Origin of the sequence: Streptomyces sp. CC0208, from assembly GCF_003443735.1 — a bacterium.
Taxonomy (GTDB): Bacteria; Actinomycetota; Actinomycetes; order Streptomycetales; family Streptomycetaceae; genus Streptomyces; species Streptomyces sviceus.
Genome location: NZ_CP031969.1, coordinates 7,844,793 through 7,863,711, shown reverse-complemented (window position 1 = coordinate 7,863,711; position 18,919 = coordinate 7,844,793). Strand labels below are relative to the sequence as shown.

The following is an 18,919-nucleotide window of genomic DNA, read 5'->3' as shown; positions in this document are numbered from 1 at the left end:
GACGCGAGGGGGGACAGAACCGGCTCACCCATACCGGCCCGACATCCACGCACGGAGAGGTGGGAATGGCCATAAAATAGGAAGAGCACTCCATGGATGATCGAGGGCAGTGTGTCGGCCAACGGTATGGCATCGAGCTCATACCCGCTCAGCGCCGCGGGTGTCAGCGATGCGCCCGAGCGCGACGACGCATTGGTGAGGGCCGTGGTCCATGCCGTGGAGGTCACCGGAGCGCACACCGGAAGCGTGTTCCTGCTCTCCGGCGACCATCGCTCGCTCGTCGTGGCCGCGTCCTGCGGGACACCGCCCTCACTGCTCAGCGGGTGGCGTCGGATCCCGGTCAACAGCCGTATGCCCGTGGCGGAGGCGTGCCGCTCCGGGCGCATGGTCCACCTGGCCGGCGCGGAGGAGACGATGCGGCGCTTCCCCCAGCTCTCGATCGCCCTGCCCTACCCGTTCGGCTCTGCATCGGTCCCCGTACGGGCGGGCGGGCGGACCTTCGGCGCCATCGCCGTGGTGTGGACGCCCAGGCGGGACGGGACCGGACTGTCGAGGGCACAGCGCGGGCAGTTGCGCTCCGCCGCCGACCGGCTGGGCACCGCCCTCGCCGGACTGCGGGCCCGCGGCACGCTCGGTGAGTACGACGAGCGGACGGCTCCCGTGCTGGTCCCGCTGCCGTCCGCTCCGGCGATCCGGGTGGGCCTGTTCGACTGGAACCTCGACACCGGCGCCCTCACTGCCGACGACGAGCTGTGCGCGATCTTCGGGATTGCGCCCCGCGCGTTCGACGGTCGGGCGGCCACACTGACGGCCTGCATCGAGCCGGCGGATCTGCCCGGCTTTGGATCCGCCGCCCGCGCCGCGGTCGAGGAAGGACACCTACTGGCGCACCACCTACGCATCCTGGACGGCCGTGGTGGACACCGTGTCGTCGAACTGTGGGGCCGGGTACCGGAAAGCCCCGACGACCCGGAGGCCTCGTGCCACCTGGTCGGCGCCGTGCTGGACACCGGGAGCGGCATGGCCGCCGTGGCGGCGATCGAGCGGCTCGCGGACGGTTTCTTCGCGCTCTCTCCCGACGGGCGCCTCGCCTACGCCAACCACAGCCTGGAGGATCTGCTGCGGGTCCGCCAGGACGAACTGCTCGGCCGGCGCCCCTGGGACATCCTGCCCTGGCTGGCCGATCCCGTGTACGAGGACCGCTACCGGGCCGCCGCCGTCTCCCAGCAACCGGTCTCCTTCCTGGTGCGCCGCCCGCCGGACGAGTGGCTGGTCTTCTCCCTCCACCCGGGCGCTCAGGGCATGACGGGATGGGCCTCACGAGTACGGCAGCCCGTACCGGCCGGCACCGGACCCGGGGCACCGGTCACCGAGGAGGGGCCGCCCTTCTCCTCGGCGCCTTCCCCCGCGGCCCCCCGCGTGGGTTCCCTCTACCGGGTACTCACGCTGGGCAGCGCCCTCACCGAGGCGGCCACCGCGGTCGAGGTGTTCGATGCCGTCGCCGACCAGTTGCTGCCGGCCTTCGGCGGCCAGAAGCTGGCGATCGCCGTGGTGGAGGAACAGCGCCTGCACCTGCTCGCTCAGCGCGGCTACTCGAAACGCTTTCTCGCCCGGTTCGAAGGCACCCCGCTGCACGCCCGGCTGCCCGTGACGGACGCGCTGACCTCCGGGGTCCCGCTGTTCATCGAGTCCCGGGAGCAGCTCCGCGAGAGCTACCCCGAGCTCATGGTGGGTCCGACCAACTCCTGGGCGTTCCTGCCGCTGATCGCCTCGAACCGCCCGGTCGGCGCCTGCATTCTCGGCTTCGACGACGTCCACCGCTTCCACGACGAGGAGCGCGGAGTCCTCACCGCGCTGGGCGGCCTGATCGGCCAGGCTCTGGAACGCGCCAGACTCTACGACGCCGAATTCGCCCTCGCCCGCGGCCTGCAGAACGCGCTGCTGCCGCGCCGGCTGCCCACTCTGCCAGGGCTGCGCGTCACGGGGCGTTATCTACCGGGCACCAAGGGTATGGACATCGGCGGCGACTGGTACGACGTCATCCCCACCGGCGACGAAGTCGCACTGATCGTCGGGGACGTCGAGGGGCACAACGTCCCCGCCGCGGCCGCCATGGGCCAACTACGCAGCGCCATGCGGGCATTCGTCGCCGCCGGCCACCGCCCGAGCGACGTCGCCGCCGGCACCAACCGGCTCCACATGGACCTCGACCCGGTGCTCCTCGCCAGCTGCTGCTACGCCCAACTGCATCCCCGCTCGGGGATCGTGCGCATCGTCCGCGCGGGCCATCTCCCGCCCCTGCTGCGCCTGCCCGACGGGCACACCAAGATCCTGGATGTGCCCGGCGGCCCACTGCTCGGCATCGACGCGACGGCTCGCTTTCCGGAGTCGGAGCTGCGTCTGGCTCCCGGGTCGGTCCTGGTCCTCTACACGGACGGGTTGATCGAGAGGCGCGACTCGGACATCGGCTCCGACGTCGAGCGGCTTCGGGGGTCGCTGGCCCGGCTCGGCGGGGGCGGCCTGGACGATCTGGCCGACGGGCTGCTGCGGGATGCCTGCCACGCTTCCCCCGACAGGGCGGACGACATCGCGCTCCTGCTCACCGAGTACGCCCCGCCGCGTTGACCAGTTCCCACCGCGGCTGTCACGTGCCCCAGATCTTCCGGTACGCCTCCCGGTATCCCGCCGGATCCCAGGTCGTGGCGCCGTGGCTGTTGTCGGCCGTGCTGATGTGGACGGGGGCCACATACCCGCTGGCCGGCCGGCCCGAGAAGGCGCGATTGAACTCGTCGACGATCTGCCAGCCTTGCAGGGACAGCGGCTCCGGCACGGTGGCCGCCTGGTACTGCTCGCTGTTGATGCGCTGGAAGGCGGAGGGGTCGCCGTCGCCGGCGCCGATGTTGAAGGGCGGGCCGGCCCCTTTCTTGCCGGCCGCGCGGAACGCCGGGGCGGCATCGGCGAAGTACAGGTCGTTGATGGCGACGGAGTGGGTCCATCTCTCCTGGAAGCGGGAAAGCAGGGAGGAGATCTCCCGGGGAGTGCGGCTGCCGGCATCCGGGATCGGGATGTTCTCGTACGCCAGCAGCTCTACCCCCGCGCAGGTGGCCAGCTCCTTCCTGATCAGGTCGGACTTGTACTTGGCGAAGGGGACCGAGGCATCGGTGAAGACCACGGCCCCGGCTGTGCCGTCGGAGCTCGAGATGACCCACTGCGCACTGGCTCTGGCCACGTCCTCGACTTTGGTGGTGACGTTGGTGAAGAGCCTGGGTCGCCGGCTGGGACCGGGGGAAGCGACCGCGTGCCAGCCGATGAGCGGGATGCCTGCCGTGTTCGCGCGCGCCACCTGCTGCGAGGTCGAGCCCGGGTCGAAGCCCCCGATGACGATGCCCGAGGGTCTGACGTCCACGGCCTCGCTCATCGCCGCCTGGATGCCGGCGGGGGTGCCGCCACCGTCGATCACCCGGACGTGCCAGCCGATGACGCGTGCGGCTTTCCGCACGCTGTCCGCGGCGCCCGCGACTCCGGGATTGGTCATGGTCTGGGCGACGTAGACGATGGTCTTGCCGGCCACCGCGGTGGGACCGCTGGTCGGTCCGTTCCAGGGGATGTCGGTCCGCTCCGCCCGGCTGACGGCGGCCTGGGCCCTGGTCTGGGCCGCGGGGCAGCCGCTCGGACCCGAGGTGGAGTGCGCCGGGCCGCTCGACGAGCCACGTTCACAGCCGGCCAGCACGAAGAGCGCGACCACCACGGCGGTGGCAGCGGACCGCGCGTTGCGGACGGTGGGAGTGTTGCGGTTGCGGTGCACGGAAGCTCCTTGCGGAGAATGCCGTCCGGGCGCTCCGGCGGTGCGCGCGGCGTGGGTCATGGAGGGCTGCCCGGCGTGCCGTCGTCCTGTGTCCCGGCGGGCGAATCGCGGGTGACGACCGCACCGGTACGCAGTCGGCGACGAGCGGACCAGCCGGCCAGTCCGACGGCGAGGAGCAGGGTGCCGCCGTAGAACAACGGGACCGTCCAGAAGTCGCCGCCCATCTGGGCGATGCCGGTGAGGCCGACGGCGAGGACGGCAACGGCGACGAGGGTGCCCAGGGCGTTGGGGCGCCCTGGTTTGACGGCGGTGGAGCCGAGGAGGGCCCCGACGAACGCGGGCAGCAGGTAGTCGAGGCCGACGCTGGGATTGCCGATCTGCTGCTGGGCCGCGAGCAGCACTCCGTCGAAGCCGACGATCAGTCCCGACGCGGCGAAGGCGTAGACGGTGTACCTGCGGGTCGGGATGCCGACCAGGTCGGCGGCGCGCGGGTTCGACCCGATGACGTGCAGGTACCTGCCGAGCGGCAGCCGCTCCAGGACCACCCAGAGAGCGACCGCGAGGGCGAGCACGTAAAAGGCGGGAACCGGCAGGCCGAGGAACGTCGAGTTGTAGATGTCGGTGAAGGCGGCCGGCAGGCCTTGCGGGCCAGGGACGATCCGGCTGCCGCCGGTGACCCATCCGGTCACCGCGTACATCATGCTGCCGGTACCGAGCGTGGCGATGAACGAATCGATCCGCCCGAATTCGACGACGACACCGTTGAGGACACCCACCACACCCCCTCCGGCGATCACCGTGAGGCAGGCGAGCGGCCAGGGCCACCCGTCGCCCACGACGAGCTGCATCACCATGACGTGCGCCAGGCCGAGACCGTAGCCGATGGAGAGGTCGAACGCGCCGGTCACGATGGGGACCATCGCGGCGAGTGCGAGGACGGCCGGGATCGACTGGTTGAACAGGATCGAGTCGACGGTGTCCCGGGTGGGAAAGGTACGCGGCAGGGTGAGGGAGAAGATCAGGAAGAGCAGGGCGGTGAGGGTCAGGAGGCCGTAGGCGCCGATGAATTGCCCGCTCCGGCCGTGCAGTCGGGCGAGTCGCCTCGGTGGTCCCGGGCGACGCGGCCGTGGCGGGGGCGCAGCCGGAGAGGGGGAGCCGGTCACGGATTCGCCGCGGTTCCGGAGGAGGGCAGGGCCGAAGCCGCCCGCGTGAGCTCGGTGACCGTGAGGGCCGGGCCGGTCAGCTCGGTCGTCACGGATCCGCGGACGAAGACCAGGGCGCGCCGACACACGCCCGCGACCTCCTCGAAGTCGCTGGAGATGAGGAGGACCGCGAGGCCGGCGGCGAGCGCCTCGTCGATGAGGCGGTGGATCGCGGCTTTGGCACCGATGTCCACGCTCGCCGTCGGTTCCTCGAGGATCAGCAGGCGCAGGGCCGGCCGCAGCCACCGGCCGATCATGACCTTCTGCTGGTTCCCCCCGGACAGCGTGGCGATGGCGGCCTCGCTGTCGTCGGGACGCACCGAGAGCCGTTCGATCAGGGTGCCGGCCTCGGCGCGTTCGCGGCGGGGGCTGATCCAGCTCAGCGCCGACCTGCCTCCCGCCCGGGGGTTGGCCAGAAGGTTCTCCCGTACGGTCAGCTCGGCGAGGCAGCCCTCCCGCTGTCTGTCACCGGGTACGAGGGCGACACCCCGTCCGACGGCGTCCGCAACCGTACGGGGACGGTACGGGCGACCGCCGAGAAGGGCCCGGCCGCCGAGGAGGGGCCGGGCGCCCGCAAGGGCTCGGGCGAGGCCCAGGTGTCCGGCGCCCGTGAGGCCGACCAGGCCGAGGACTTCCCCCCGCCGGAGCTCCAGACTGACCGGTCCCGCGTCGGGGGTGCGCACCCCGTCCAGGGTCAGAACGGCCGGGCCGCCGGCCGGGGCGGTGGCCGGGGCGGTGGCGGGGCGGTGATCGATCGGCCCCTCGCCGGTGATGGCGCGCACCAGGCGGGCAGGAGGGTGGCTCGCCGGCGAGCCGTGGCTGACCAGGCGTCCGTCGCGCAGCACGGCGAAGGTGTCGGCGACCTCGTACACCTCGTCCAGGCGATGGCTGACGTAGAGGATGCCGTGCCCCCGGTCGCGCAGGGTGTGCAGCACCCGGAACAGCCGGGTGCAGTCCGCGGCGGGCAGGCGGGCGGTCGGCTCGTCGAGGACGATGAGGCTCGCCCGTGCCGCCAGGGCTCGTGCGACGGCGACAAGGGAACGCTCGGCCGGGGCGAGGCGGGAGATCGGCGTGTCGGGGTCGAGATGTCCGGCGACGGCCCGCAGGGCCTCGGTGCAGTGTTCTCGGGTGAGCCGCCAGGAGATCAGTCCGGCGCGGCGCGGATACCCGGCGCTCAGAGCGATGTTCTCGGCTACCGTCATCCACTCCACCAGCCCGAGATCCTGATGGATGAAGGACATGTGCCGGGCAGCGGCGCGGCTCCCGAGCGGGTGCCCGGCCACGGTGACCTGCCCCGAGTCGGCGTGGTGAACGCCGGCGAGCACCTTGATGAGCGTGGACTTCCCGGCACCGTTGGGACCGAGGAGAGCGAGGACGCTGCCGGCGTGGACATCGAGATCGACCCCGGCCAGCGCGAGGGTTCCCCCGAAGCGCTTGGCAAGTCCGCGGACACGGACCAGAGGTTCCGCCCCGAAGGGCGGCACCGCATGCGCAGAGGTGTCGTGGGCCTCGTGCACGGGCTCTCCCGGGTCGGACCTGTCGTGTTCTTCCCGATGCGCATCAGTGATATTAGCGTCACATGTCGTACATTTTTAGACATCTGGCTGCTCTCTGTCACCCCAACGGAGCAGCGAATCGCCGGGCCGGCGCCTCAGGCCCCCTCAAGCCCGCATTCGGCCCAGATGACCTTGCCCTGCTGGGTGTAGCGCGCGCCCCAGCTCTGCGCCAGCTGCGCGACGAGGAACAGGCCGCGGCCGCCCTCGTCGGTGCTGGCCGCTCGACGCAGGTGCGGGGCGGTGTTGCTGGTGTCGGAGACCTCGCAGATCAGGGTGCGGTCGTGGAGCAGCCGTACCCGGATGGGCCCTGCGCCATGGCGGATGGCGTTCGTGACCAGCTCGCTGAGCACCAGTTCAGCGGCGAACGCGGCCTCGTCGAGTCCCCAGTCGGTCAGTTGCCGGGTGGCGGAGGCGCGCACCTCGCTGACCAGGGCCGGGTCGGCGGGCAGGTCCCAGGTGGCGATCCGCTGGGGGTCGAGGGCGTGGGTGCGGGCGACGAGCACGGCGATGTCGTCGCAGGGGTGGGCGGGAGCCACCGTGTCGAGTATCGCCTCGCAGGTCGCGTCGGGTGTGCCGTTCGCTTGGGCCAGCGTGGCGCGCAGCTGATCGAGGACCACGTCGACGTCGCGGTGGCGGTCCTCGATGAGCCCGTCGGTGTAGAGGACCAGCTGGCTGTTCTCGGGGAGGTCGAGCTCGGCGGCTTCGAATGGCAGACCGCCGAGGCCGAGCGGCGGTCCGGCGGGCAGGTCGGGGAACCACACGGTGCCGTCGGGGCGGACCAGAGCGGGCGGGGGATGGGCGGCCCGGGCCATGGTGCACCGCTGTGTGGTCGGGTCGTAGATGGCGTAGAGACAGGTCGCGCCGATGATGCCCGCGTCCACGGCGCCGGGGTCCTCCCGGTCCAGGCGTCCCACGAGTTTGTCGAGGTGGGTGAGGACCTCGTCCGGAGGGAAGTCGAGTTCGGCGAAACTGCGGGCGGCCGTGCGCAGCCGTCCCATGGTGGCGGCGGAGAGCATGCCGTGGCCGACGACGTCGCCGACGAAGAGTCCGATGCGGCTGCCGGACAGGGGGATGACGTCGTACCAGTCACCTCCCACGTCGGATTCGGCGGGCAGGTAGCGATGGGCGACCTCGACGGCGTCCTGGTCCGGCACGCCGTGCGGGAGCAGGCTGCGCTGCAGGGCCAGGACCATGGCACGTTCGCGCGTGTAGCGCCGGGCGTTGTCGATGGACAGTGCGGCACGGGCGGCCAGTTCCTGGGCCAGCGACCGGTCGTCGTCCCCGAACGCCGGCGAGTCCTGCGCGCGGTAGAAGCCGACCACGCCCAGGACTGCGCCGCGGGCGACCAGGGGCGCCGCGATGAGGGAGTGGACGTGGCTCAGCAGCTGTGCGGAGTGCTCGGGGTCCTGCGCGAACCAGCCCGCGGCAGCCTTCAGGTCCGGTTCAAGCACTGCCTGGCCGCTCGTCAGGCACCGCGACTGCGGCATCGTCGGACCGTAGGCGACCTGCTTGCCGACCGGGTGGAAGGGACAGTCGTCATGGATGCCGTGGACCACCGTACGGCGTAGGTCGACGCGGGGATCGGCGGACTCCTCGCCGCGGAGCACGGCTTCCGGCAGGTCGATGGTCACGAAGTCGGCCAGTTGCGGCACCGCCGACTCGGCGAGCTCCCTGGCGGTACTGCGCACATCCAGAGTGGTGCCTATGCGGACGCCGGCCTCGGACAGCAATTCCAGGCGGCGGCGCGCGGCCAGGGCGTAGGTCCCCACGTGCGGCTCCCCCACCATCATGAACCCTCTCGCCGGGGGCGGGGAGTCGGAGTGCTCGTCCGTCGTGCCGTCGCCGGCCGTGACGCGCTCGACGCCCAGGGCGACGGGGCCGTGCTCCATGCCGGGAACGTACTCCGCCGGCAGGCTGACGTGGAGCTGCCCGGGCGCCACGTCGAGAACCGTCCCGGAGAAGGAGAGGGACGTGGCGACGGCAAGCTCGGCGGACGGGCCCAGCGGCTCGTGGACCTGACGCGGGAGGGCGAGGGGCTCGTGCGGTGAGGGACCGGGGACGACGGCCTCGACAGCGAAGCCCTGCACTCCGGAGGCACTCGTCATCGGCCGGCTCACGAGCGTGACCCGACGGCCGTCGGACAGGGGCACGTCGACGCAGGCCCGCTGCGCGCACGCGATCAGCTCGGCGGCCTTCTCCATGAGGATCGCCCGGTCGCGGGGGCTCATCTCCACGGCCAGTTCCCGCACCGCCATGCGGTGTCGAAGACCTGCAGCGGCCTCGGCTCCGCTGTCCAGGTACGCCTGCAGCAAAGCGCGCTCACGCGAGGAACTCTGCCCGAGCAGCCGCCGCTCGATGGTCTCGGCCGCCTTGCGTATCACGGTGTCCAGCGCCGGGTCCTCGGCGCTGCGGGGATAGCCGAAGCACAGGACGCCCTCGATGTGGCCGCTGAGCGGGTCGCGGACGGGAAGCGCACGGCAGGCACTGCCCTGGGAGCGCTCGGCGAAGTGCTCGGCACCGTAGACCCGGATGGGTTGGCGCTCGGCCAGGGCGAGACCGATGCCGTTGGTACCTGCGACCTTCTCGGCGAACACGAACCCGGGGACAGTCTGGATGTCCGGGAGAACTCTGGCCAGTGACGCTTCTCCGAAACGGCGCAGGAGAACCGTCCCGGTCGCATCGGCGACGGAGATGTTCATCGCGCTGCCGGCGAACATTGCCTGCAGCCGGTCGAGCACCGGAACGGCCGCGCGGATGATCCGTCCGTCCGGTTCGAGGTCCTCCCGGAAGGGAAGGTCGGACTGGTCCGGCGACAGCCCCAGGATCCGGCAACGCCGCCAGGAATTCAGGATCGACGTGCGCACGCCTGCCTCGACCGGCTCACCCTGCAGGAACCGCTCACGGAAACTGGCGGGCCCTGTGCCGCCTGGCACACTCCCCGCCGGTATGGGATCTTCGCCGACCCGAACCACGCTCCGCCTCACTCGCGCCTTCGCCAGTCAACCCTTACGAGCACCTCTTCCGACATATCCGATATGGACGAGGATACGGGCATTGGGGGCGCGAGTCACCGTTTACAATGCCCCTCACGCACGGTGACCGGACCGGATCGGCGTCACAGGACCGCGATCGGGTTGACGGGCGAGCCCGTCCCGCCCGGGACGTTCAGCGGCGCCACGACGAGCATGAAGTCGTAGCGCCCCGCCCTCGCGGTCGCGGCGGACAGCGCTTCCAGGTCGAGGTTGTCCAGCAGTGGCATCCCCATCGCGGCCACAGCCAGGGCGTGGACCGGCGAGTGCACACCGTCCACGGGTGAGGGCCGTACGTCACTGTCGCCGTCTCCGCCCAGCAGCGCGATGCCACGCTCGGCCAGCAGCGGCAGGGCGTCCACATGAAAGCCCGCGCTGGCCGTGTCGGGGTCCCAGGCGCCGAGTTCCTCGCGGCGCCGGACGTGTCCGGAGCGCAGCAGCACCGCGTCGCCCTCGCCGATCGTCACATCGAGTGCCTTCTCCACCTCGACGATGTCTCTCGCGTGCACCGCTCGCCCCGGCTCCAGCCAGGGAATCCCGAGGGCGGCGGGCAGGTCGAGGAGCACTCCCCTCGTGACGAGGGACCCGAGCGTCGACACCGCGCCGAAGCGGGCGCCTGCGGCATCGACGACCTCGTGTGCCGTACGGCCGTCGTAGAGCTGCCCCCGATAGGCGATGTGGCACAGCGCGTCGAGATGGGTGATGCCCTTGCCGTGGTAGTCGGCGGCGATGAAGTCCTTGTGGGTGGAGGGCTCCGGCGCCTCCACGTCACCGAGGTCGGTCATGTGGTGCAGGGCAGGCTTTCGGTTGTCGGGGCCGGGCCGGGTGTTCCACGGCAGCGCCAGCGGGACGACCGTCCCGGTCCGCACGCGCGCTGCGGCCCGCCGTACATGGTCCGCGGTGACCCGGTTCCAGGCACCGCGGTCGGCCGGGGACCAGCGCCCCCACGTGCGAACCGCCTCGAAGAGTGTGTCGAACTCCCGACGGGAGACGGCGGGCCCGTTACCGACGCCGGTCGGCTCGGGATTCGCGGAATCGGCGGAACTCGGACTCATCTGCACTCACCGCTCCCGGGCTGGAACGGCTCCGACGGCAGGCCGTCACCACGGGGTGTGCGCCCGGCTGACGCCGTGACACGGAGAAGCACCGTCCTCGTGATCGGAAAACCAGCCTCGCACATTCACGGGTGTTCGGGCACTTCGCTGTGTACTCATTCTTGCTCAGCCCAGGAAGCTCAGCCGAACTTTACGGTTGGGATTGTCCTTGTTGGTGTCCACCAGGCACACCGACTGCCAAGTCCCCAGCTGTAGCTGTCCGTTCACCACCGGCAGCGTGGCGTGCGGGGGCACGATCGCCGGGAGGACGTGGTCGCGGCCGTGACCGGGGCTGCCGTGCCGGTGCTGCCAGCGGTCGTCGGCGGGCAGGAGGGTGTGGAGGGCGGCCAGGAGGTCGTCGTCGCTGCCGGCGCCCGTCTCGATGATCGCGACGCCCGCGGTCGCGTGCGGGACGAAGATGTTGAGGAGGCCGTCACGGCCCTCGGCGGCCTCCCTCAGGAAGGCCTCGCAGTCGCCGGTGAGGTCGACGATCCGCTCCGACGAACCGGAGGCGACGTTCAGGACTCGGGTGGTGAAAGCGTCTGACATGCCACCATCCTCACCCCTCGCGCCGGATTCACTCGTCATACATGACTCATCCAGCGATACGGCAGGTCCAGTCCGCGAGACACCGTTGACCGTGGACACGCTGACTGGCTATTTTCGGCCGCATGTTGCGTTCAGTCCTGCTCACCACGCGCGGTCACATCGACCTGCTGCGGGTGGCCTCCGCCGCGTGTCGCCGCGGCCGCTGACGCCCCTTTCCTTCCCTCCCCCGCCCTCGCTCCGCTGACCGGCGCGTGCACTGATCCGTGCCGTCCCGGGTGGCGTCGAGGCGTGTCCTTCACCGGTCGCTCTCCCCCTCCGTGGAGCATCATGAGCATCAGCCATGCCCCGCCCGGCTCTCCCGCGCCCGACATTCCGGAAACGTCCCCGCAGGGTGCTGTCGAGCCCACCGCCCCCGCACCGGCCCCCGACCTCGAACCCATCGTCCCCACCTCCTCCCGACGCACCCGGGTCCCCCGGTGGCTGCGCCGCACCACCGGCCCGGTCCTGCTGCTGGCGTTGTGGCAACTCCTCAGCAGCACAGGGGTGTTGACTGCGGATGTCCTCGCCTCCCCCGGCCGTATCGCCCAGGTCGCGGGCGATCTGGTCGCCGACGGTTCGCTGACCTCGGCGATGACGACCTCGCTCCAGCGGGTCACGGGCGGGCTGCTCCTCGGCACCCTCATCGGCACCGGGCTCGCCCTCGTCTCGGGCCTGTTCCGGGTGGGCGAGGACGTCGTGGACGCACCGGTGCAGATGCTGCGGACCGTGCCGTTCGTCGGTCTGATCCCGCTGTTCATCATCTGGTTCGGCATCGGCGAGGCCCCGAAGATCGCCATCATCACACTCGGGGTGACCTTTCCGCTCTACCTCAACGTCTACGCGGGCATCCGGGGCGTGGACGCGCAGTTGATCGAGGCCGGCGAGTCCCTCGGTCTCTCGCGGTGGGGTCTGGTGCGGCATGTCATCCTGCCGGGCGCGCTGCCCGGCGCCCTGACCGGTCTGCGCTACTCGCTCGGCATCGCCTGGCTCGCGCTCGTCTTCGCCGAGCAGGTCAACGCGGACTCCGGCATCGGCTTCCTGATGGTGCAGGCACGGGACTTTTTGCGGACCGACGTCATCGTGGTCTGCCTGATCGTCTACGCCTTCCTCGGCCTGCTGGCCGACTTCGTCGTCCGCTCTCTCGAAAGGCTGCTGCTGCAATGGCGACCGACGTTCACCGGCCGGTGAGCCCCCAGGTGACCGGGGCATCCGGAACCGAGGAGCCGCGCCTTGCGCGGGCCGTGCGGGTCCAGAACCTGACCCGCTCCTTCGACGGCCGTGCCGTCATCGACGACCTGCGACTCGACGTCCGGCCGGGCGAGTTCGTGGCGCTGCTGGGCCGCAGCGGCTGCGGCAAGTCCACCCTGCTGCGCATTCTCGCCGGACTCGACCGGGACATCGAGGGCACCGTCCTGGTCCCGCGCCGCAAGGCGGTCGCCTTCCAGGCACCCCGGCTGATGCCGTGGAAGAAGGTGTGGCGCAACGTCCTGCTCGGCCTGCCCGGCAAGCCGGACCGCGCCGTCGCCGACCAGGCCCTGGAGGAGGTCGGCCTGAGCCACCGTACGGACGCCTGGCCCAAGACCCTCTCCGGCGGCGAGGCCCAACGCGCCTCGCTGGCCCGGGCGTTGGTGCGCGAGCCCGATCTCCTGCTGCTGGACGAGCCGTTCGGCGCCCTCGACGCGCTCACCCGGATCAAGGCCCAGCGCCTGGTGGGCGAGTTGTGGCAGCGCCGCGGCTGCGCGGTGCTGCTGGTGACGCACGACGTCGAGGAGGCCGTCCTGCTCGCCGACCGGGTCCTCGTGATGGACGAGGGGGTCATCGCGCACGAGCAGGAGATCGACCTCGCCCGGCCGCGCGACATCGCAGACCCCCGGTTCGCCCAGATCCGCGGGCACCTCCTGGAACGCCTGGGCGTGGACACCGCCGCCGAAGCCGCCTGAACTCCCCTACCGACACGTCAAGTTGCACAGAACGGATTCCCCCATGCGACGTCGCCTCGCCCCCGCCGCACTGCTCCTCCCCCTCGCCCTCCTGCTCACCGCCTGCGGAGGCAACGCGTCCGCCGGCACGGGCACCGACACCGACGGCAAGGGCTCCCTCACGCTGAACGTCGGTGACCAGAAGGGTGGTTCGGAGGCGATCCTGCGTGCCGCCGGGGAGCTCGACAACCTCGACTACAAGATCAAGTGGTCGACCTTCAGCTCCGGCCCGCCGCTCCTGGAGGCCGTCAACGCCAAGGCCGTGGACATCGGCGGTGTCGGCAACACCCCGCCGGTGTTCGCGGCCGGCGCCGACTCGAAGATCACGGTGGTCGCCGCCTGGCACGGCACGTCCAAGGGCGACGCCGTCCTCGTACCGAACGACTCCAAGCTGACCGATCCCGCGCAGCTCAAGGGCAAGTCCATCGCGGTGGCGCAGGGTTCCTCCGCCAACTACCAGCTGGTCGCCTCCTTGAAGAAGGCCGGGCTCGGCCTCGCCGACGTGAAGGTCAAGTACCTCCAGCCGGCCGACGCGCTGGCCGCGTTCACCTCCGGCAAGGTCGACGCGTGGGCGGTGTGGGACCCGTACACCTCGCAGATCCTCCAAGCGAAGCAGGGCCGCGTGCTGACGACCGGGGACGGCGTCACCAACGGCCTGACCTTCCAGGTGGCAGCGCCGAGCGCACTGAAGGACAAGAAGAAGGCCGCCGCGATCAAGGACTACCTGGAGCGGCTCCGGCGCGCCTACAAGTGGGTCTACTCCCACGAATCGGAGTGGGCGAAGGTCTGGGCCAAGGAGACGGGGCTGCCCGAGGACGTGGCGCTGGCCGCGGTGAAGCGGACGTACACCACCCGGGTCGCGGTGGCGGTGGACCGGCAGCTCATCGCCTCGGAGCAGGAGATCGCCGACACGTTCACCTCGCTGAAGCTGATCCCGAGGAAGGTGGACTTCGGGAACTTCGTGGACACGCGGTTCAACGGCGATCTGCCCGCGTCCACCTCCGCGCCCCGCCCCGCCGAGGACTGACAGGGGAAGATCCACGACCCGGGGAAGATCCACGCCCTCGCCACGGTTGGTAGAAATGTGAACGACATGCGCGAGGTCGAGGTAGTCGTCGTAGGCGCTGGTCAGGCAGGTCTGTCCAGCGCCTATCACCTGCGCCGCACCGGTTTCGAGCCGGAGCGTGACTTCGTGGTCCTCGACCACTCCCCCGCCCCCGGCGGCGCCTGGCAGTTCCGGTGGCCGTCGCTGACGTACGGCAAGGTCCACGGCATGCACGCGCTGCCGGGGATGGAGCTCACGGGCGCCGACCCGCAGCGGCCTTCCTCGGAAGTGATCGCGGAGTACTTCACGGCGTACGAGCGGGCCTTCGACCTGCGCGTACGCCGTCCTGTCGACGTCCGCGCGGTGCGCGAGGGCAGCGAGGGCAGCGAGGGGAGGCTGCTCGTGGAGACCTCGGACGGGGACTGGTCGACACGGGCGCTGATCAACGCGACCGGTACCTGGGACCGGCCGTTCTGGCCGCGCTATCCCGGCCAGGAGACCTTCCGGGGGCGGCAGTTGCACACCGCGCAGTACCCCGGGCCCGAGGCGTTCGCCGGGTTGCGGGTCGTCGTGGTGGGCGGGGGCGCCTCCGGCACCCAGCACCTCATGGAGCTCGCCCCGTACGCGGCCGCCACCACCTGGGTGACCAGGCGCGAACCCGTGTTCCGGGAGGGTCCCTTCACCGAGGACGTCGGCCGGGAGGCCGTGGCGCTCGTCGAGGAGCGGGTACGGCAGGGGCTGCCGCCGAAGAGCGTGGTGTCGGTGACCGGCCTGCCGCTGAGCGACGCGGTCCGGCAGGCGATCGCGGACGGGGTCCTGGACCGGCAGCCCATGTTCGACCGGATCACACCCGAGGGCGTGGAGTGGAACGACGGGCGGCACGTCGACGCCGACGTGATCCTGTGGGCGACCGGGTTCCGGGCCGCCATCGACCACCTGGCCCCGCTGAAGCTGCGCGAGCCGGGTGGCGGGATCCGGGTCGAGGGCACGGCCGCGGTCGCCGACCCGCGGATCCATCTCGTCGGCTACGGCCCGTCGGCAAGCACCATCGGCGCCAACCGCGCAGGCCGCACGGCCGCACGGGACATCAGACGCCTCCTGACGGCGGAACGCACCGCCGCCTGACACCCCGGCCCACCCCACCGAAGCCGCGCGAGCCGCGTGGCCGGATCCGGGTCAAGAGCACGCGCGCCGTCGCCGACCCCCGGATCCACCTCGTCGGCCACAGCCCCTCGGCAAGCACCACCGGCGCCAACCCGCGCAGGCCGCACAGCCGCACAGGACATCAGAGGCCTCCCGACGCCCGGCTCACCCCGCTGAGGCAGAGTTCCGCTGGTTCTTGTTGAACTCGGCCACGTTGCGCCGGTGTTCCTCGAAGCTGTTCGTGAAGCGGGTGTCCCCTGGCTTCACCGTCACGAAGTACAGCCAGTCCCCCGGGGTCGGATTGATCGCCGCGCGCATCGCGGCCTCACCCGGGTTGTCGATCGGGGTCGGCGGCAGGCCCATGCGCTGGTACGAGTTGTAGGGGCTGTCGATCTTGAGGTCGGCGCCGGTCGTCCGCAGGGTGGAACGGTTCAGCGCGTAGTTGATGGTGGAGTCCATCTGCAACGGCATTCCGCGCTCCAGGCGGTTGAAGACGACCCGGGCCACCTTCCCCATGTCGGCCTCGGTCGCCGCCTCGGCCTGGACGATGCTCGCGATGGTGACGGCCTGGTAGACGTTCATCGCGTTGCGCTGGGCGCCGGCCGCGACGGGAGCGCCGTTGAACTTCTTGTTCGCGGTGTCGACCATGAACGAGAGCAGCGCCTCGGGTGTCGTCTTCCTCCCGTTCCGCTCCAGCGGGTACGTCGCCGGGAAGAGGTAGCCCTCCGGGTTGCCCTCCGCGTCGGCGGGCAGCTTGAGGTTCGCCTTGGCCAGGGACTTCTTGGCGGTGCCCGGCGGCTGGGCGAGGGCCTTGTCGACGGCGTCGTAGATCTGCCCGGCCCGCCAGCCCTCCGGGATCACCAGGGTGGTCGGCTCCCGCTCCCCCTCGCCCCGCAGGCTGAGCAGCGGCACCGCCACGGCAGTGCCGGCCACGACGGCCCCGGTCGCGATGAGGACGAGTCGGCCCCGGCGCGTCAGTCGAATCGTGCTCCGTGGCGGAGTGTTCCTGTACATGCGGGCACGGTAACCCGCATATCGTCACAAACCAGGCATATCTTCGGCTTGTCGGTTTCGGTTCAGCTGGTCGGTTCCAGTTGCGCGTCCTCGCGCACCGGCTCCAGCCGGGCGTCCCGGCGTACGAGCTCCGCGTACCGTCCCTCCTGCTCCAGCAGTTCCTCGTGCGTACCGCGCTCGGCCACCCGGCCCGAGTCGAGGACCACGATCTGGTCGGCGTTGCGGATGGTGGACAGGCGGTGCGCGATGGTGAGCGTGGTGCGGTTGGCCGAGAGGGCGTCGATGGCCTCCTGCACGGCGTGCTCGGTACGGGTGTCCAGCGCGCTGGTCGCCTCGTCCAGGATGAGGACGGGCGGGTCTCGCAGAATGGTCCGCGCGATGGCGAGGCGCTGCTTCTCCCCGCCGGAGAACCGGTGCCCGCGCTCGCCGACGATCGTGTCGTACCCGTCCGGCAGCGAGGCGATGTGGTCGTGGATCTGGGCCGCCCGCGCCGCCTGTTCGATCTCCTCGTCGGACGCGTCCGGCTTGGCGAAGCGCAGGTTGTCGGCGACCGAGGCGTGGAAGAGGTACGTCTCCTGCGAGACGACCCCGATACCCCGCGCGAGGGTGTCGAAGTCGAGGTCGCGGACGTCGACCCCGTCCAGGGTGACCCGGCCGCCCGTCACGTCGTAGAGCCGCGGGACGAGATAGCCCAGCGTGGACTTGCCGGCGCCGGTCGGGCCGACGACCGCGAGACTGCTGCCCGCGGGGACGTCGATGTCGACGCCGTCGAGGACGGGCCCCCGCTGGTCGTCGCTGTCGTACCGGAACTCCACCTTCTCCAGGCGCACCTCGCCCTTGACGCGGTCGAGGTGGACCGGGTTCTCCCGCTCGGTGATGTCGATCGGCAGGTCTAGGTACTCGAAGATGCGCTGGAAGAGCGCGAGGGAGGTCTGGATCTGGACGCCGGTCGACAGGAGGCTCACGGCCGGGCGGAACAGGCCCTGCTGGAGCGAGACGAAGGCGACGATGGTGCCGATGGAGATGTCCGGGCCGCCGGTCCGCAGGGCGAGACCCGCGGTCCAGTAGATGACCGCGGGCATCGCGGACATGACGATCCCGATGACGGCCATGCGCCAGCGGCCTGCCATGTTCGACCGCACTTCGAGGTCGACCAGGCCCTCGGACTCGTCGGCGAAGGACCGGGTCAGCGAGTCGGAGCGGCCCATGGTGCGGCCGAGCAGGATGCCGCTGACGGAGAGCGACTCGGTGACGGTGGCGGCCATCGCGGCCATCTGCTTCTGGCGCTGGGTGGTGATCTTCTTGCGTTCGTTGCCAACGCGACGGCTGATCCACACGAACACCGGGAGCAGCAGCAGCGAGACCACGGTCAGCCGCCAGTCAAGGGCGATCATGGCGACGATCGTGGCGATGACGCTGGTCAGGTTGGAGACCAGGGAGGTGGCCGTCGAGGTGACGGTGGCCTGCATGCCGCCGATGTCGTTGGCGATGCGGGACTGCACCTCGCCGGTGCGGGTGCGAGTGAAGAAGGCGAGCGACATGCGCTGGAGGCGGCCGTAGACCGCGGTGCGCAGGTCGTGCATGACGCGCTGGCCGACCGTCGTGGAGATCAGGGTCTGCAGGACGCCGAAGATGCCGGTGAGAACGGCGCTGAGGATCATGCCCAGCGCGAGCAGGCTGAGCAGCCCGGTGCGGCCCTGGGGGATGGCCACGTCCAGCGTTTCCTTCAGCAGGAACGGGGTGGCCACGGTGACGAGGGAGGCGGCGCCGACCAGCAGGCCGACGACGGCGAGCTTGGCGCGGTAGGGCTTGAAGAGACGGAGGATGCGGCGCACCTGACGGGGCTGGTCGGTCGAGGTGCCGGGCGCGGGGGTCCAGTCGATGTGATCGCGGGGCATGGTCTCCTACGGAAGGTGAGGTGGCGAGGACTGACGGAGCCTAGCTCATTGTTACCTATGCTCACAATGAATAAGGTCCTGATATTGTTCCCGCATGACCACGCCAGATTCCGACAGCCTGCTCGCCGAGCAGTTGCTCAGGCTCACGCGCCGGGTGCACCGCATCCAGAAGCGCCAGCTCCATGAGCGCGGTCTCGGCGTGACTCCGGCCCAGTCCCGGCTGCTGCGCACCCTCGCGCACTGGGAGACGCCGCCCCGCATGGCCGATCTGGCGGAGCGTCTTGAGGTGGTGCCGCGTGCGGTGACGAGCCTGGTCGACGGATTGGAGGCAGGCGGCAAGGTCCGACGCGTGCCCGATCCGGCCAACCGGCGGGTGATCCGCATCGAGCTCACCGAGGACGGCGTGAAGACGCTTCAGGAGCTGCGGGACGTGCGCAGGGCCGCCGCGAAGGAGATCCTCGCCCCTCTGTCGGGCGAACAACGTGAGGTGCTCGGCCAGTTGCTGGACACCTTGGCGGACGGGCCGTGCTGAACGGGGTGTGGCCACCACTTCGGCGAAGTGGTGG

14 protein-coding genes are annotated in these 18,919 nt (G+C 70.9%); 6 read left to right on the top strand and 8 right to left on the bottom strand.

All coding sequences use genetic code 11. The features are described 5' to 3' along the window. Nucleotides 1–96 precede the first annotated feature (96 nt). Nucleotides 97–2,625 carry a SpoIIE family protein phosphatase gene (locus D1369_RS36140; RefSeq protein ID WP_007380273.1) on the top strand — a complete coding sequence of 843 codons (2,529 nt, stop codon included), beginning with the start codon at nucleotides 97–99 and terminating at the stop codon, nucleotides 2,623–2,625. 19 nt (nucleotides 2,626–2,644) lie between these two features. Here D1369_RS36140 and D1369_RS36135 read toward each other — a convergent pair whose 3' ends face one another. From D1369_RS36135 to D1369_RS36110, 6 genes are all read right to left on the bottom strand, one after another. Further along, nucleotides 2,645–3,805 (bottom strand): substrate-binding domain-containing protein, encoded by a 1,161-nt coding sequence (locus tag D1369_RS36135; protein ID WP_007380274.1) that lies wholly within the window; start codon nucleotides 3,803–3,805, stop codon nucleotides 2,645–2,647. A 56-nt stretch (nucleotides 3,806–3,861) separates the two neighbouring features. After that, entirely contained in the window at nucleotides 3,862–4,968 is a 1,107-nt protein-coding gene (locus D1369_RS36130) for an ABC transporter permease (protein WP_037899096.1), read from the bottom strand. Next, nucleotides 4,965–6,524, bottom strand: coding sequence for a sugar ABC transporter ATP-binding protein (locus D1369_RS36125; protein WP_118082845.1), 1,560 nt, complete (start codon nucleotides 6,522–6,524; stop codon nucleotides 4,965–4,967). The genes D1369_RS36130 and D1369_RS36125 overlap by 4 nt, the downstream gene beginning before the upstream one ends. A 134-nt stretch (nucleotides 6,525–6,658) precedes the next feature. Continuing rightward, the gene (locus D1369_RS36120; protein ID WP_037899097.1) at nucleotides 6,659–9,535 is read right to left on the bottom strand and encodes a SpoIIE family protein phosphatase; all 2,877 of its coding nucleotides are present in this window, start codon (nucleotides 9,533–9,535) and stop codon (nucleotides 6,659–6,661) included. A gap of 143 nt (nucleotides 9,536–9,678) precedes the next feature. Further along, on the bottom strand, nucleotides 9,679–10,647 hold the full coding sequence (locus tag D1369_RS36115; protein WP_007380278.1) for a cyclase family protein: 969 nt from the start codon (nucleotides 10,645–10,647) through the stop codon (nucleotides 9,679–9,681). A gap of 165 nt (nucleotides 10,648–10,812) precedes the next feature. Then, nucleotides 10,813–11,235: a secondary thiamine-phosphate synthase enzyme YjbQ gene (locus tag D1369_RS36110; protein WP_007380279.1), complete on the bottom strand. Its 423-nt coding sequence runs from the start codon at nucleotides 11,233–11,235 to the stop codon at nucleotides 10,813–10,815. A gap of 327 nt (nucleotides 11,236–11,562) precedes the next feature. Here D1369_RS36110 and D1369_RS36105 point away from each other — a divergent pair, with 327 nt between their 5' ends. Genes D1369_RS36105 through D1369_RS36090 form a run of 4 tightly spaced genes read left to right on the top strand, consistent with a single transcriptional unit; the run spans nucleotide 11,563 to nucleotide 15,423 of the window. Continuing rightward, nucleotides 11,563–12,462: an ABC transporter permease gene (locus D1369_RS36105; RefSeq protein ID WP_007380280.1), complete on the top strand. Its 900-nt coding sequence runs from the start codon at nucleotides 11,563–11,565 to the stop codon at nucleotides 12,460–12,462. After that, on the top strand, nucleotides 12,435–13,214 hold the full coding sequence (locus D1369_RS36100) for an ABC transporter ATP-binding protein (protein WP_007380281.1): 780 nt from the start codon (nucleotides 12,435–12,437) through the stop codon (nucleotides 13,212–13,214). Before D1369_RS36105 ends, D1369_RS36100 begins: the two co-directional genes overlap by 28 nt. A gap of 43 nt (nucleotides 13,215–13,257) precedes the next feature. Beyond that, nucleotides 13,258–14,280 (top strand): ABC transporter substrate-binding protein, encoded by a 1,023-nt coding sequence (locus D1369_RS36095; protein WP_007380282.1) that lies wholly within the window; start codon nucleotides 13,258–13,260, stop codon nucleotides 14,278–14,280. Between the two features lie 57 nt (nucleotides 14,281–14,337). Further along, nucleotides 14,338–15,423, top strand: coding sequence for an NAD(P)-binding domain-containing protein (locus tag D1369_RS36090; RefSeq protein WP_007380283.1), 1,086 nt, complete (start codon nucleotides 14,338–14,340; stop codon nucleotides 15,421–15,423). A 183-nt stretch (nucleotides 15,424–15,606) separates the two neighbouring features. Here the strand turns inward: D1369_RS36090 and mltG are convergent, their stop codons facing one another. After that, nucleotides 15,607–16,455 (bottom strand): endolytic transglycosylase MltG, encoded by an 849-nt coding sequence (mltG, locus tag D1369_RS36085; RefSeq protein ID WP_007380284.1) that lies wholly within the window; start codon nucleotides 16,453–16,455, stop codon nucleotides 15,607–15,609. Nucleotides 16,456–16,517: 62 nt separating this feature from the next. Next, nucleotides 16,518–18,353 (bottom strand): ABC transporter ATP-binding protein, encoded by a 1,836-nt coding sequence (locus D1369_RS36080; RefSeq protein ID WP_007380285.1) that lies wholly within the window; start codon nucleotides 18,351–18,353, stop codon nucleotides 16,518–16,520. 94 nt (nucleotides 18,354–18,447) lie between these two features. On the opposite strand from D1369_RS36080, the gene D1369_RS36075 reads away from it, so the two are divergent. Continuing rightward, the gene (locus tag D1369_RS36075; protein WP_020118404.1) at nucleotides 18,448–18,885 is read left to right on the top strand and encodes a MarR family transcriptional regulator; all 438 of its coding nucleotides are present in this window, start codon (nucleotides 18,448–18,450) and stop codon (nucleotides 18,883–18,885) included. Nucleotides 18,886–18,919 lie beyond the last annotated feature (34 nt).